General features: G+C 64.8%; 11 protein-coding genes and 2 pseudogenes. 6 read left to right on the forward strand and 7 right to left on the reverse strand.

Features of this window, described 5'->3' with window-relative positions; genetic code table 11:
• Positions 1-5: 5 nt before the first annotated feature.
• From NV1_RS39485 to NV1_RS39510, 5 genes are all read right to left on the reverse strand, one after another.
• On the reverse strand, positions 6-1940 hold the full coding sequence (locus NV1_RS39485; RefSeq protein WP_373864708.1) for a proton-conducting transporter transmembrane domain-containing protein: 1935 nt from the start codon (positions 1938-1940) through the stop codon (positions 6-8).
• A 41-nt stretch (positions 1941-1981) separates the two neighbouring features.
• A complete protein-coding gene (locus tag NV1_RS39490) occupies positions 1982-2431 on the reverse strand; it encodes an NADH-quinone oxidoreductase subunit B family protein (protein ID WP_373864707.1) in 450 nt (149 codons plus the stop codon).
• Between the two features lie 1325 nt (positions 2432-3756).
• The gene (locus NV1_RS39500) at positions 3757-4098 is read right to left on the reverse strand and encodes a hypothetical protein (protein ID WP_067904029.1); all 342 of its coding nucleotides are present in this window, start codon (positions 4096-4098) and stop codon (positions 3757-3759) included.
• A 524-nt stretch (positions 4099-4622) separates the two neighbouring features.
• Positions 4623-5060: an inorganic diphosphatase gene (locus NV1_RS39505; protein ID WP_067904032.1), complete on the reverse strand. Its 438-nt coding sequence runs from the start codon at positions 5058-5060 to the stop codon at positions 4623-4625.
• On the reverse strand, positions 5057-5395 hold the full coding sequence (locus tag NV1_RS39510; RefSeq protein ID WP_157117689.1) for a hypothetical protein: 339 nt from the start codon (positions 5393-5395) through the stop codon (positions 5057-5059). The genes NV1_RS39505 and NV1_RS39510 overlap by 4 nt, the downstream gene beginning before the upstream one ends.
• Before the next feature lie 218 nt (positions 5396-5613).
• Here NV1_RS39510 and NV1_RS44270 point away from each other — a divergent pair, with 218 nt between their 5' ends.
• The 4 genes from NV1_RS44270 to NV1_RS44275 all read left to right on the forward strand — a co-directional run bounded on the left by NV1_RS44270 (position 5614) and on the right by NV1_RS44275 (position 8635).
• The gene (locus NV1_RS44270; RefSeq protein ID WP_157117690.1) at positions 5614-5823 is read left to right on the forward strand and encodes a hypothetical protein; all 210 of its coding nucleotides are present in this window, start codon (positions 5614-5616) and stop codon (positions 5821-5823) included.
• Between the two features lie 506 nt (positions 5824-6329).
• On the forward strand, positions 6330-7142 hold the full coding sequence (locus NV1_RS39515) for an alpha/beta fold hydrolase (protein WP_067904038.1): 813 nt from the start codon (positions 6330-6332) through the stop codon (positions 7140-7142).
• A 366-nt stretch (positions 7143-7508) separates the two neighbouring features.
• Positions 7509-8261, forward strand: a complete 753-nt coding sequence (locus tag NV1_RS39520; protein WP_067904059.1) for a sigma 54 modulation/S30EA ribosomal C-terminal domain-containing protein — start codon at positions 7509-7511, stop codon at positions 8259-8261.
• A gap of 107 nt (positions 8262-8368) precedes the next feature.
• Entirely contained in the window at positions 8369-8635 is a 267-nt protein-coding gene (locus NV1_RS44275; protein ID WP_157117692.1) for a DUF6879 family protein, read from the forward strand.
• Positions 8636-9412: 777 nt separating this feature from the next.
• On the opposite strand, the pseudogene NV1_RS42950 reads toward NV1_RS44275, so the two are convergent.
• Positions 9413-9598: pseudogene (locus tag NV1_RS42950) on the reverse strand (IS3 family transposase); the annotation flags it as partial.
• Between the two features lie 108 nt (positions 9599-9706).
• On the opposite strand from NV1_RS42950, the gene NV1_RS39525 reads away from it, so the two are divergent.
• Positions 9707-10711, forward strand: a complete 1005-nt coding sequence (locus NV1_RS39525) for a GlxA family transcriptional regulator (protein WP_067904041.1) — start codon at positions 9707-9709, stop codon at positions 10709-10711.
• 686 nt (positions 10712-11397) lie between these two features.
• Positions 11398-12798, forward strand: a complete 1401-nt coding sequence (locus NV1_RS39530) for a hypothetical protein (RefSeq protein WP_169813531.1) — start codon at positions 11398-11400, stop codon at positions 12796-12798.
• 231 nt (positions 12799-13029) lie between these two features.
• Here NV1_RS39530 and NV1_RS39535 read toward each other — a convergent pair.
• Positions 13030-13314, reverse strand: a pseudogene (locus NV1_RS39535) (YraN family protein); the annotation flags it as partial.
• Positions 13315-13355 lie beyond the last annotated feature (41 nt).

A 13355-nucleotide genomic window follows, 5' to 3' on the forward strand; every position in this document is an offset into this window, starting at 1 on the left:
TGCTGTCATCGCGACACCACCAGCACGATCAGCACCCCGGCCGTCCCATAGGCCAGGTACAGGTGCACGCTGCCGGTGTGCGCGCGGGCAACGACCGACGCGGCTGTGCGCACCATCTGCACCACGGGCCGGTAGAGGCGCTGTTCCACGGTGTCGGTGATCCGTGCCCGGTACGCCACCTTGTCCACCAGGTACCGGGACTCGGCCAGGTGGGTGATCTCGATGTCGGAATCCGGGCGCAGCACATCGTCGAACACCCGCTGCAAGGGCTCGGCGAACGACGTCGCGGTGTACTGCATCCGCGCATCGGGCTGATCGGCGCCGCACGCCCACAACGGCGCGTTCTCCGAAACCGGTTGCCGCCTCCGCGCCCGCCACCACAGACCCACTGCCAGCACCGCGATCACGAGCACTATCGCCAGCGCGATCGCGCCGGGCGCGACCGAACCGGCCAGCCCCGGCAACCGCACCGTCCACCCCAATCCGGCGAAATCCCGCCGCGCGGCAGGCAACTGCGCGACCACCCGGCGCACCACCGGACCAACCACCAGCGGCGCCACGCCCAGCACGACACACACACCCGCACCGATGCCCATGCCCGCCAGCATCGACCCGGGCGCCTCGCGGGCGTCAGCGGCCTGCTGCGAGCGCGGGCGGGCCAGGAACCCGATACCGAACGCCTTCACCATCGCCGCCACGCCGAGCCCCGCGGTCAACGCGACCGCGCCGACCGCCAGCGGCGCTGCAAGCGCCACCACCGGATCCTTGCCGATCCCGGTGTGGATCAGCGACTGCACCAGCAGCCACTCGCTCACGAACCCCGCGCCCAGCGGGAGCCCGGACGCGCCCAGCGCCGCCACCCCGAACACCGCAGTGGTCACCGGCATGCGCCGCGCCAGCCCGCCCAGACGGTCCAGATCCCGCAACCCGGTCCCGGCCAGCACCGACCCCGCGCCCAGGAACCCCAGGCATTTGAACGCCGCGTGCGCGATCAGATGCAGCACCGCTGCCGCGGCAGCCACCGTCGCTGCACCGGCCGCGTCCGCATCGTTGAGCAGGGTCGCCGCGCCAAGAGCCAGGGTGATCAGCCCCATGTTCTCAGTGGTCGAATATGCCAGCAGCCGTTTGAGATCCGAGGCCACCGACGCCTGCAACACCCCGTACACCGCCGTCCCGCCACCCGCGATCACGAGCACCAGCCCCCACCAGCGCGGCCCGGGCCCCAGCAACACCAGGTCGAACCGGATGATGCCATAGATACCAAGGTTCACCATCGCCGCGCTCATCAACGCCGACACCGGGCTCGGCGCCTCCGGATGCGCCCGCGGCAACCACGCGTGCAGCGGCACCAGCCCGGCCTTGGACCCGAACCCGGCCACCGTCAGCACGAACACCACCGCCCGCGTCCCTTGCCCCACCCCCGCCCACGCCTCGAACCGGTTCCCGCCAGGCACCGACGTTGCGGCCACCAGCAGCCCGATCAGGATCGCCGCGAACCCCAGCTGGGTCATCACCGCATAGAACACCCCAGCACTGCGTGCCTCGGGCCGCCGGTACTCGGTGAACACCAGCACCAGCGACGCGATCGCCATCGACTCCCACCCCAGTAGGAACGTCGTCACCGAGCCCGCCGCGGGCACCAGTACCATCGCCACCACGAACAGCGGAAGCACCGCCAACGGCACCGCGCCCAGGCGCTCGCGGCGGGCATATCCGATCGCATAGATCCCGACCGGTACAGTCACCGACCCCGTGAGCGCCAGGAAGAACCCGCCCACCCGATCGACGTGCAGATACAGCCCCGACAGTGGCAGCAACCAGCCGATACTCACAGTTCGGGCCGGGCCGAACACCGCGCACATTCCCGTCGCCGCGGCGAACGCCCCCAACGCGCTCGCCGCGACACCGGAGGCCACTGCACCGAATCGGTGCTCGCGCACCGGATCTGCCGCCGCGCGCGCTCGCCCCTCGACAGTCGCTGTCACCGACCGGTCACCGACCGCAGCGCGGCGACGATCGCCTCGGGCGCTGGCGGGCACCCGGGGATCTCGACGTCGACATCGACCACCTCACCGACCGCACCCACCACCCCGTAGGCATCGGCGAACACGCCCCGGTTCAATGCACAGTCGCCGCAGGCGAGCACGACCTTCGGACCGGGAGTCGCCGCATGCGTGCGCGTCAGCGCCTCGGCCATGTTCCGGGTCACCACCCCGGTCACCATCAACCCATCGGCATGCCGCGGCGAAGCCACCAGACGGGCCCCGTACCGCTCGGCGTCGTACACGGGCCCGAACGCACCGGAGATCTCCACTTCGCAGCCATTGCATGAGCCCGCATCCACATGCCGCACCTGCAGCGAACCCCGCAGCGCCGCAGGCGTATCCGCCGCCCGGGGGACCTCGGGCGCCGACTCGGCGATCCGTCCCATCCGTACGATCCTGCCCAGCCAGCTCACCGCCGACTACCGCCCGAACCCGGCGGCGCAGCGACCTTCAAGCACCGATACATCACCCATGCAGAGAAGGTTTAGCAGAAACCTGTACCTAGATCTACTGTTTGCGCAACACTGCAACAAAGAAACTCGAAGAAGCGGGCCTTCCGGCTCGGCTTTCGGGATCGGCACCGCAGGCTGGCTCCGGGCGCGCCGGTCGATATGTCGAGAACATGTCGACGATGTGATAACTGCCGACGTCGGAGCCGTGGCCGGCGTGCTCGTTTCCCGACGTGGTGATGTTGACACACGGCCGGGTGGCGGCCCTCGACGGGTAACGGTTCGCCGGTGCGGCCCGCCGGGTACTGGAATGGCGTCGTGTGGCCGGCGGTGTTCGGCTGGCCGAAGTGTGACAGCAGTCCGGTGCTCATCCCGGTGCACGTGAACCTCGGTGACACCGGCGCGGATCCAGCCGCTCCCACACGGCCGCAGTGATGCGTTGCCGATCGTTACAGAAATTCGCATCCGCAAGGAGGGGGTCGTCAGTGGCCAGCTGAGCTGAAATGCACGTGCGCTGCCCCGCATCCGGCACCGCCGCGCATTATGCAGCCTGTTATCCACAGTTGTCGATATTCGCGGGATGTAAAGGGCTACCGTCCGAGAGAGCAATGCTGACATCACTATCGATATACGCGGTCTTGCCTTTGTACAAGATTCGGTACGACCGGTCGGACCCGAGGTAGCATTCGATCACAATCGGTGTCATATATTGCAGTTTCCCCAGCTCGACTGGTTCATGTTTCGAAGCGGAAGTTTTCGAGCGCAGCGGTTCTCCATAGACGGTAGCGCCATCGCGGCTGAGGATTTTTCCGTGGATATCGGAAGAACATGCCGACAAGACGGACAGTGCCGCGGCAGCAACCGCAACGGACTTCATCAGGTTACCGATATCCGCGATTGCTCCGTGTGTCATGCCTGTCCGCCGGCAAGTTCGCCGAGGCGACGAGGGCACGGAGCATGAATCCGCTGACATGCTCGTGTACAGCTCCTTTCCGGAATTTCAATTTACCGGCCCGATCTGATGGCATGACCGCCCGAGTGCTCGGCGGGTGCGCCGTGTGGAATCCTCAGCAATACCGCCGCCGACGCTTGACGGGGTAGTTCGGTGGTGCGGTCGCCGATATCGCGGGGCCTGACCGGTGGTCAGTGGCTTGGGCGCGGTGCGGTGCGCTCGCTCGGTTGGACGGTGAAGTCCTCCGCCACATCTGGTTCAGGAATGAGCGCGGCCCGTGAGTCCGGTCGCGCCCACGCCGCGTGGGGTGTCAGGGAAGCCGGTCCAGCAGCCACCGTCCGGCTTCTTCGCTCATCCATGATGAATCCGCCGGAGGTGTGGATGCATACAGCGCGTCATCGAACGTCGACAGGCCCGGATCATTCTGCGCGGTCAGGTCTTCCACATCGGTGGTGCTGCCAGTGGCGATGTTCGAGTTCCTGGATAGGCGGGGCATGAAGTCAGGGCCGTAGCCGACCAGGATCGTATCCCGGCCGCGCTCGGCAAGTTCGTTGCCGAGAGGATACCGCGGGCCGTTCACCACCTCGGCGAAGACTTCGAGTGATGCGGCGTCGCAGCCGCGTTCGGCAACGAGAATGACAGGCGCGGACACCTGTGGTCCTGAGACCAAGTATGCCCACGCGGTGCCACCGCTATCGAGTGTCCAAGTCCTGCGACGGTTTACTCTTGACGGCCATGATCGAACCCTCCTGCGAGTGAGCGCGAACGAACCACCGGAAACAATCCGTGAACGTGAACTCTGCCGCCTCCCTGCGCGGGCAATCGGCGAGAAGACGCGCCACTACCGTGCTCACAGCCGCTGACCAAGCCGCAAAGCGGGTGACCACCGGACCGGAACAATGTTAGAAGACCCCCACCTCGGCGAAAAGTCCGCAAGAGTCGATTTCAGGCAACGATCGCCTGGCTGGTGATCGGACTCCGATGGCTCAGCGAAACGGGACAGCAATTTTTCGGCGCCGACTTGTGATTGTAGAGAAATGGCATGTCCTCGAGGATCCGACCGCAACTCCCAACGGCTGCCGTCACCCACTATTACCAGTGCTGCCGTACCATTCCCCAGCGGGATGGGCTCGCCACCATCTCCAACCATCCGATCGTCGGCGTCGGTCCACCGCGTCAGCCTCGGGCGGCGAACTGTTCGATACCTGCACGGATGATCATTCTGGCCTGTTCGGTGGTGCCGCGATCGGTGTGGCCGAAGCCCACGCACAGTCGCTCGACCAGCGTGGGTGGCAGGTCGGTGAGTTCGTGGATGTCGGCGAAGCCTGGCCCGTAGCGTTCGTGCGGCACCGCTACCACAGCACGGTGTTTCGTGCCGGTGAGCAGGCCGATCGGGCGTACCGGGCGGATCGTGCCGGGTAGGGAGTCGACGTTGGTCACCAGCAGTACCCGGACCGGTTCGCCGTCGGTGTCGAGGGTTCCTGGCACCCATCCCTGCTCGCAGGGGGTCGGAGTCTGGACACCGTCGGCGGGTCGGCGGTTGCGTAGGACCGCGATCGTCACATTGATCATTTCCGGTGCGCACTCACCCGGTCCGGAGTCGTCCACGGTCATCGTCTTCCACGCTCGCCGGTTCGTGCGGTCCTGAGGGTGATGGTCAGGACGTCACCGTCGGTGCTGACCTCCACGTCGTCGAGGTAGCGGGCCCGGATGGCTTGTTCGACCAGGTGGGCGTTGTGCCTGCACAGCATGACCACGGCCATGCTGGCCGGGCCGAGGATGTGGGTGGCGGCGTGCTCGCAGACCAGCGAATGCCCCAGTTGCGGCACTTCGAGCGTGCGCACGCCTGCTTCGAGGTCGGTGATCGTGCTGCGGCGCTGATGGCCGCTTTTCACCGGTGCGGGTGGGGTCGGGTGCGGGTGGCGAGCGCGGAATCGGTTGGGCGTCATCACCATGGCTGCTCCGGTGTGTGTCGTCGAACGTTACTGGGTCTCGATGTGTGGCGCAGTGTCAGCGTGGGGCGGGTTGTGCGGTGGTCGTGTCCAGGATGTCGCTGATGTGGGCGGCGACGACGGGTACCAGCCGCCGGTCGTGCAGGTGGGGCAGGGCCTGCCCGACCGGCGTGAGCAGCGCCAGCGCGTGGGCTGCTGCAGCGAGAATGTGCGGGGTGAGTGTGCGGGGTGGCGTGGCCGCACAGGGCGCTGGGAAGCCCGGGCACGGCCAGGGCGGAGTAGTCGAAGGGGTTGGCGGGTGCGGTGACGGTGCGGGCGGGCACGCTCCAGATCGGGTCCTGTGGGCCGGTGTCGACGACGATGTCGTGGTCGATGAGCAGGGTCCGCAGCAACGGCCCGCACCGGGCGTTGGTGGTGCACTGTGACAGTGGCCGCTCCGGTCGCTGTGATCACGGTCGAGCCGAGGCCCGAGGAGATCCCGAAGCCCAGCGCCAGCGGGAGCGCGACCAGCGCGACGATGAGCCCGGACAGTAGGTCCGCGCCGGGGGGGCACGCACGCCCGCGCGCCAGTCGGACCAGACCGGCAACAGTGCCCGCGCGCTCACAGTGCTTGCGCCAGACCCAGTTTCGGTGACGGCGGTGGATTGATCGGTCACGACGATGTTCTCCTTCGCAAAACAACTAGGTTTTGAGTTTAGAAAAGTTGCAATCAGTGACGTAGTGCACCCCCTGATGGCGAGCGTGGGGTTAACTGCCGATCGCCGCCCGTGGCGGCGTCGCTGGTAAGGCGTGAGGTTCGCCACTTCCGCGCGGGGTCTGAGCCCAGGCCAGTTCGGGCTCAGACCACGACCTTGGTCTACTGTTTGCGAAACCGTGAAATAGGAGAACTTCGCACAAGTTTCGAAGTTCGCTGCTATCTGAAAGAAGGACGATGCCCATCGCAACCCTCAATGGGATCCGACTCAACTACGAGGTCACCGGCACCGGCCCCCTCGTCGTGATGGTCATGGGCAGCGCGAGCCCCGGCCGGGTGTGGCGGACCTACCAGGTACCCGCCCTGGTGAAGGCCGGATTCCGCGTGGCGACCTTCGACAACCGCGGCATCGCCCCCTCCGACGAGGGCGCGGCCGGAATGAGCTTCGACGATCTGGCTGCCGACACCGCCGCACTGATCGAGCATCTGGGTGCGCCCGCCCACGTCGTCGGGCACTCCATGGGGGCACGTGTGGTACAAGAACTCACCCTCGCCCGCCCCGAGCTGCTGGGCAAGGCGATCATGCTCGGCGCGGTCGGGCGCCCCCATCCGCTGGCACGCATGTTCAACGCCGGCGAACAAGCCCTGTACGACAACAACATCGCTCTACCCCCTGCCTACGCGGCAGCCGTCAAGGCCATGCTCAATCTCTCACCCGACACCCTGCAAGACCCCGACCGAGCCCAGCAGTGGCTCGACATCTTCGAATACAGTGCTGCTGCGAAGCCGTCCCCCGGCGTCCGTAGGCAGCTCGGCATGGATCGCTCCCAGGATCGTCTCGCCGCCTACACCCATATCAAGATCACGAGCCTGGTCGTGGGATTCGCCGATGACAAGATGACACCACCGGTCTTCGGCCGTGAGGTCGCCGCGGCCATCCCCGGGGCACGCTACGTCGAGATCGAGCACTGCGGCCACTACGGCTACCTGGAACGCCCTGAGGAGGTCAACCGCATCATCATCGACTTCCTGACCACGACAACCAGGTAGCCGAACGCCGGAATCGGCACGCGCACAACACAACCAGCCAGAGAGCCCCGACCCGGGCCCGGGGTTCGACGCCCCGACCGATCCGTACCATCGGTCGCCGCCAGCCGCCGCGGCTGGCGGTCGATCCCGGTGGTCAGTCACGGCAGCTTCCAGGAGAACATCACCCACGGACAGAAGGTTCAGAAAAGCCCACGATCCAGTCACTATTTGCATAAAGATGCAATGAATAAATTGCGCATAATAGAGCCTTTCGACCCTTTCCGGGTGTCCGAGCGGTGAGGCACCCTGATCGGGCCGACCGGGGGTGCAGGGCGGAGAAACCAGGAGGGTGTGGTGTCGGGTGAGTCGCATCCATGGGAGTCGACGGTGTTTGCGAACGTGATCGTGTACCCGCACGGCAGGGTCCCTGCCCTGGAAGGTGAACGATTCGCCGGTGCGGTCGGCCGGCTGCTGGACCGCCTCGAGGTCGGCGGCGGCGCCCGGCTGCGGATCACCGGCCCGGATACCGGCGACGGCGGCCCGTTTCTGGTCCAGGTGAACCTGCACGTCGGTGACACACCGGCACGGATCCAGACACTCACACACGGCCCGGGTGACGCGCTACCGGTCGTGGTGCGACTCGAACAGCTGATCACCGTGATCCGGTCACCGTGGCAACCCAGACCATGGCCCGATCTCACCCGGCCACCCCTCGATACCCCGGGGCCGGGACAACTGGCCCGCCGCAAATCGGTCCCGCTGGCGGCCGGCCGACCGGCGGGGGCCGTCGCGGTGATGGACGCGATGGACTACGACGTGCACCTGTTCACCGACGCCGCCACCGGCCAGGACGCCATCGTCTACCGCGCCGGGCCGTCGGGGGTGCGGCTGGCCCGCCAGCACGGCGCGCAACCTTCACATTCGACTCCAGGTGAGCCGGGACCATTCACGGTCAATCCCCGCCCGGCACCGGCGCTTACCGAAACCGCCGCCGTGGACCGGGTGTGCGAGCAGGGACTGCCGTTCCTGTTCTACACCGACCCGAGTTCGGGCCGCGGGCATCTGCTGTACCGCCGCTACGACACCGGCCTGACCCTGCTCACACCCACTGACGGCGAGGCTCGCGCCACCAGCGCGTAACCGCCTGACTGGCCAACCTGTCAGTGAATCTGAGACGCTTGCTCAGCTCGATCTGGCGCCCCATGAGACCGCGATCGAGGTTCCGAAGATCAGAAGGACGTTCTACGGTGCTCTACCTACCGGCTGAGCCATCGCCCTGGGGCAATGTGTTCCGCAACTGTGCACAGGAAGCGTTTCACCTCGAAGTCCGAGACGCCTATATGGTGCCCGCAGAATCGGAGCGGTTTCGGCGATTCCTCGACGGGCAGCCCGCGCTGCCGGACGACGAGTACAAGAACAGCTGGAACGACCTGATTCGGGAGACCACCGGACGCGGGGTCAGCGTGAGCAGGGTTCATGTGGTGACAGTTCCGCACACCGACTGCCACCGTTGACTGCTGTCCGTCACCGGCAGTAATACCGCAGCGAGAGAAGACATCTATGTGATCGGCGAGCCGTGTGTGGATGTGAAGGACCGCTGGCCCGGAGGATGTGCCACGTGTATTCGAAGCCTTCGCCGCCGCTTTCGGTCGTCGTAGCGCGCGCACACGGCGAAGCTCCTCCACAGGCCGGTGTCGCGCAACAGGAGTCGGAGGCGGAACCGCGGTGACCAGACGAAAGACGAGGAGAGATGGCATCGGCGACCATGTCACTCGAAAGCTCACCTGGAGAGAAGCTGACGGTCTGCTCCAGGAAGTCATGCACGGCGGATATCCCATGTACGGAGTGGGCGAGCTTCTCGAAATGGGCCGAACAGTTACATCAATTGGAGCGCACCGACGCTGGCCTCGATTCATTGCTCGCTGCCTTGCACCGCAGTGAGCTCAGGGACCTGTTCGATACGAGCCATGAGGGGGACTGCGATCCAGGTGGTCAGAGATCGTGCACAGCCTGCGGCACACCACTGCGGCGGCCGGTGGCCGGCTCTCCTGGTCGACGTCCCAGATACTGCAAGCCTGCGTGCAGGCAACGGGCCTACAGACGCCGGAAGGGCCGCGGACCTCGGCGAGTGAGATCTACGGTCGCCCTGACGATTGCCCTCACGGAACTGGAGATTTTGCTGCTGCGGGAGTCGGCCTATCGAACCGTGGACGACAGGCGGAATCCCCGGTCGGAAGGTTGAGTATCGAACTGGTAGCCAATGGGGCTGCTGCACGTTCAGGTGACAGTGGTTAAGCAGCCTGTCGGGCTGCTGGGGTCATGATGGTTTCGAATTCGATCGGGGTCAACCGGCCGAGGCGGGCTTGTCGACGTCGGCGGTGGTAGGTGCGTTCGATCCAGGTGACGATCGCGATCCGTAATTGTTCGCGGGTGTCCCACCGCTGCCGGTCCAAGACATTGCGTTGCAGCAGACTGAAAACTGCACTCAGGTGAGTGGCATTGGTTGCACTCCCGCTGGGTAGGTTGCACTCCCGCTGGGTATTCCGTGGCCGGAGGTCGTTATAGATTTTGGTACTGTTTGCGACATGGAGGCTACGGTACTCGTCATCGACGGTGTAGCCGATTTCGGATTCGCGGCGGTACTCGAGACCTTCAGCATGGCCAATGCCCTGCTGGCCGAACTGGAAAGCCCTCCCCCACCCTGGCGGGTACGCACCGCGTCGCTGGGCACCAGCGTCCGGACCTGGCACGGCCACCTCGTACCGACCACACCACTGGACGATCTATTCGGCGAGATCGACGTGATGATCGTGCCCGCAATCGGTGTACTCGACTCCGAAGCGTTGGTCGATCTGATTTCCGCGCCCGCGAATCAGCCAATACTGGAACATATTTCGTCGGAGCACCAGCGCGGCACCCACCTGGCCGGAGCCTGCACCGGAACAGTCTTCCTCGCCGAGGCCGGGGTGCTGAACGGCCTCACGGCGACAACCAGCTGGTGGCTCGGCCCCACCTTCCGGCGCAGATATCCCGAAGTCGATGTCCAGGAGGGCCGCACCCTGTGCCTCGCGCGCGGGGTGACCACCGCCGGCGCATCCCTTTCGCACCTGGATCTTGCACTGTCACTGATCAATTCGGTCAGTCCGGCGCTGGCCGAACTCGTCGCCAGGTACTTGGCGATCGGTAATCGAGGGCCACAGATCGAGTTCTCGATTCCAGAGGTCGTCGCCCGCGGTGACTCACTCGTCGCGTCATTCGAACGCTGGGTGCGCGAACACGTCGCCGATCAGTTCACGATCGCCGACGCGGCAAAGGCCCTGGATACCACGGCGCGCAGTCTGCAGCGTGCGACGCAGGCCCAGCTGGGCATGTCACCCAGGGATTTCGGCGACGAGATCCGCCTCGAACGAGCCACGCGGCTCCTGCGGACGACCGCCCTGCCCGTAGACGCGATCGCCACGCAGGTCGGTTACCTCAACGCTGGAACGCTGCGGGCACTGTTCCGACGCCGCCGCGGCACGACCATCGCCGAAGTACGCGGGTCGGACGCTGTCTGGAGATCCGCACCGAGACGAGATCGGACCCAATAGCGTTCAGCTTCGGCAGGGCTCGTACCAAGTGAGTCAGCATCGAGAATCCGGGCGGGCGCGAGGTACTGCGGCTGCGTGAACGGCGAACGCCGCGGCCGGGCCCGGATGAGATTCTGGTGGATGTCCGGGTGGCGGGCGTCCATGATTCGCCCCCGGTGAACAACGTCGTCACGTTGCATCAACGACGAGTACCGCCACCTATGTCGCAAATGGTACCTAATCTGTCGTAAAAGACACCAGCCATCGCCGCTCTTTCCTCCTATCGTTCATGTATGGCTCTGGCGCGACAGCCAGCCGGTGAGCCGATAGAGCGCCGACGGGTCCGGCGCGAGCGTTCCATCACCGATGGTTCGGATGGCGCCGAAGTAGCGTGAGGGAGGGGACACGAGAATGGGCATCAACTGCCGTCGATGTCGCACAATCGAATCTGCTGTCGAGTTGGCCGCTGTTACCGCGAAGGTGTTGCAGCGCATGGCATTCGGGCCGCCGCGGCGATCATGGTCATCGACGGTTCGTCCGGCGACCGGCGGTGCGGGTGGCCGAGCGGTGCTGCTGCCGACCGCGGGGTGCTGGTATCCACTGTTCGGAATCTGATTCCGGCTGTCGAATTGTCACCGGGTCTCGGCCCACCCGGCCCGGGTTCATTGCCAAGTGCCTGAATCATTCAGGTGCACGATTCCTGTGCGGTGAAGTTCAAACATGCGTACGATACTTCAAGATCGTTATCTCGAGGATTTGATTCCATGGTAATGTCATTGCAAGGCGAGTTGGAGCCGCTGCTGGCAAATCTTGTGTCAGCGGCTGAGAGTTTATTCGAGTTCAATATGTCCCAGTCGCCCGGGGGGACTCCGAGTCAAAACCAGCAGGCGGAGTCGGTTTTCCATAGTGACGTATCGACCCTCGCTGCCCGATTCCGAGGGTACTACTCGCTGGATGGACCTGATCTGGCGCAGGTCGCTGATCAGTTCCTTGTTTCTTCGGACCAGTGGACATGGCCGGCGGGTTCTTCCGTGTTCTCTTGTATCGCAAGGGCTGCCGGGAACGTTGACGATGCGACGAAATTGATCCATCTCGGGCTATGGAAAGGAGATGGGGCGGATATCTTCTACCATAATTTCTTGGTTCCGTTCGGGCAAGCCGCTGCGGTCCACGCCCTGTGCGTGCGAGAACTGGCAATCGCCGCGACGGCGCTCGCCGATGCTGTCGAGCTGACCAAGGAATCCGTTGTATGGATCTGCAAGAGACTGATTGTACTTCTCGGCGGAGGTGGTAGCGCCGGTACGGCTCCCGGTGAAGAGGAGACAAGTGGCAAAGAAATAGCCGGACTCGTGAGTGTCATGGCCGACGCGGTCGCGGTATTCAAAGCAGTGACGGCACCCGAACTCGACATCATCGATGTGGCTCTTGCCGCTACCGGGTGGGGTGGCGGCATGATCGCCGAATCGAAGTCTCAACTCCACGAGTGGCCCATCGACGTTACCGGCTCGGGTCCAATAGCAGTCGCAAGCACGCTCCTCTACAACGCGTGGACCGCGTTGGACGGACTCGACAGGAACATCGCCGAGTTGGACGAGAAGATCAACCAGGGACTCGAAACGGACCTCAACGAGTCGGGGCCATTCAGCAATCCGACCGCTCGGCTGCAGCGCCCGAACCTGAAATCCTCGGCGTATCAAGAACTGGAGTTCAAGGGACTCGACGATGCCAAGGACGCGGTTGTCGTCAACGTCGTACAGCTGTATTACACCGGGTATCGCACCCTACCGGCGGCCGGTGAGCAATACGGCGCCGCAGCGACGGCCTGTTCGGCAGCGCAAATCGTCGGTGTGGATCACCAGTTCCCGAGGGCGGTGGGAAAGTTCAACGAGGCGGCACACGTGCTCGACGGGCTGTTGACCACAGCCAGCAACGGCCTTACCAATTCCGCAGCAGCCATGGTGCAAGCGGCAACGACGTACCGTGCGGCCGACGAGTACGAATCTGGGCAGATCCGGATGCTGGAGTACGAGATTGCGACGCAGGGCAGCTACCAGTACACACTGCCGGAATGGCTGGTACTCCATAAGCCCGGCCCGTCGGCGGTCTGAGCCTCGATTCACCGCTGCGGGGTGTCGCAGTGCCCTCCCAAGCAGACATCGCGAACACCGTCGCCGTCCAACCCGACGGCAAGATCATCGCCGCCGGCAGCAGTCGCTCCGCAACAATCCGTGTGTTTGTGAGGGAAAATGGTTGAGGCAGTGACGATTACAAACTTGCACCCACCAGCGCAACTCGACGGCTCTGCGCGGATCTCGCTCGCAACTGTGGGCGGTCGGCGCCTAGAACACGGCTGGGATGTGCTCGACGCGTGGTTCGACACCCGGTTCGACCATGACCCGAATCCCGTCGAACCGGACTCTGCGGAACGGACTGGGGTTGTTGTTGAGCCACAGCAGTGCACATCTACGAATCCGTTGCTGTCTGTCCGGCGGCACCCGGTAGCTGTCGAGAGTTGTCTCACCTGGATTGAGCTGCAGGTCGATGAATAGCATGAGGTCGGAATCTCGTGCGATGAAAGGTATCTCGCCGAGGACGCAGCGCCATTCGGTGTCGATAACCACGACTCCGTGGCTTAGTACTCCAGCCGCACTTAGTTATGTTGTGT

The sequence above is a fragment of the Nocardia vaccinii NBRC 15922 genome (genome assembly GCF_001613305.1).
GTDB lineage: Bacteria > Actinomycetota > Actinomycetes > Mycobacteriales > Mycobacteriaceae > Nocardia > Nocardia vaccinii.

Excerpts from the sequence above, each read along its gene's own strand:
- NV1_RS39490 (WP_373864707.1), bottom strand. The coding sequence starts at position 2,431 with ATGGGACGGATCGCCGAGTCGGCGCCCGAGGTCCCCCGGGCGGCGGAT.
- NV1_RS39505 (WP_067904032.1), bottom strand. The coding sequence starts at position 5,060 with ATGACCGTGGACGACTCCGGACCGGGTGAGTGCGCACCGGAAATGATC.
- NV1_RS39510 (WP_157117689.1), bottom strand. The coding sequence starts at position 5,395 with ATGACGCCCAACCGATTCCGCGCTCGCCACCCGCACCCGACCCCACCC.
- NV1_RS39515 (WP_067904038.1), top strand. The coding sequence starts at position 6,330 with ATGCCCATCGCAACCCTCAATGGGATCCGACTCAACTACGAGGTCACC.
- NV1_RS39525 (WP_067904041.1), top strand. The coding sequence starts at position 9,707 with ATGGAGGCTACGGTACTCGTCATCGACGGTGTAGCCGATTTCGGATTC.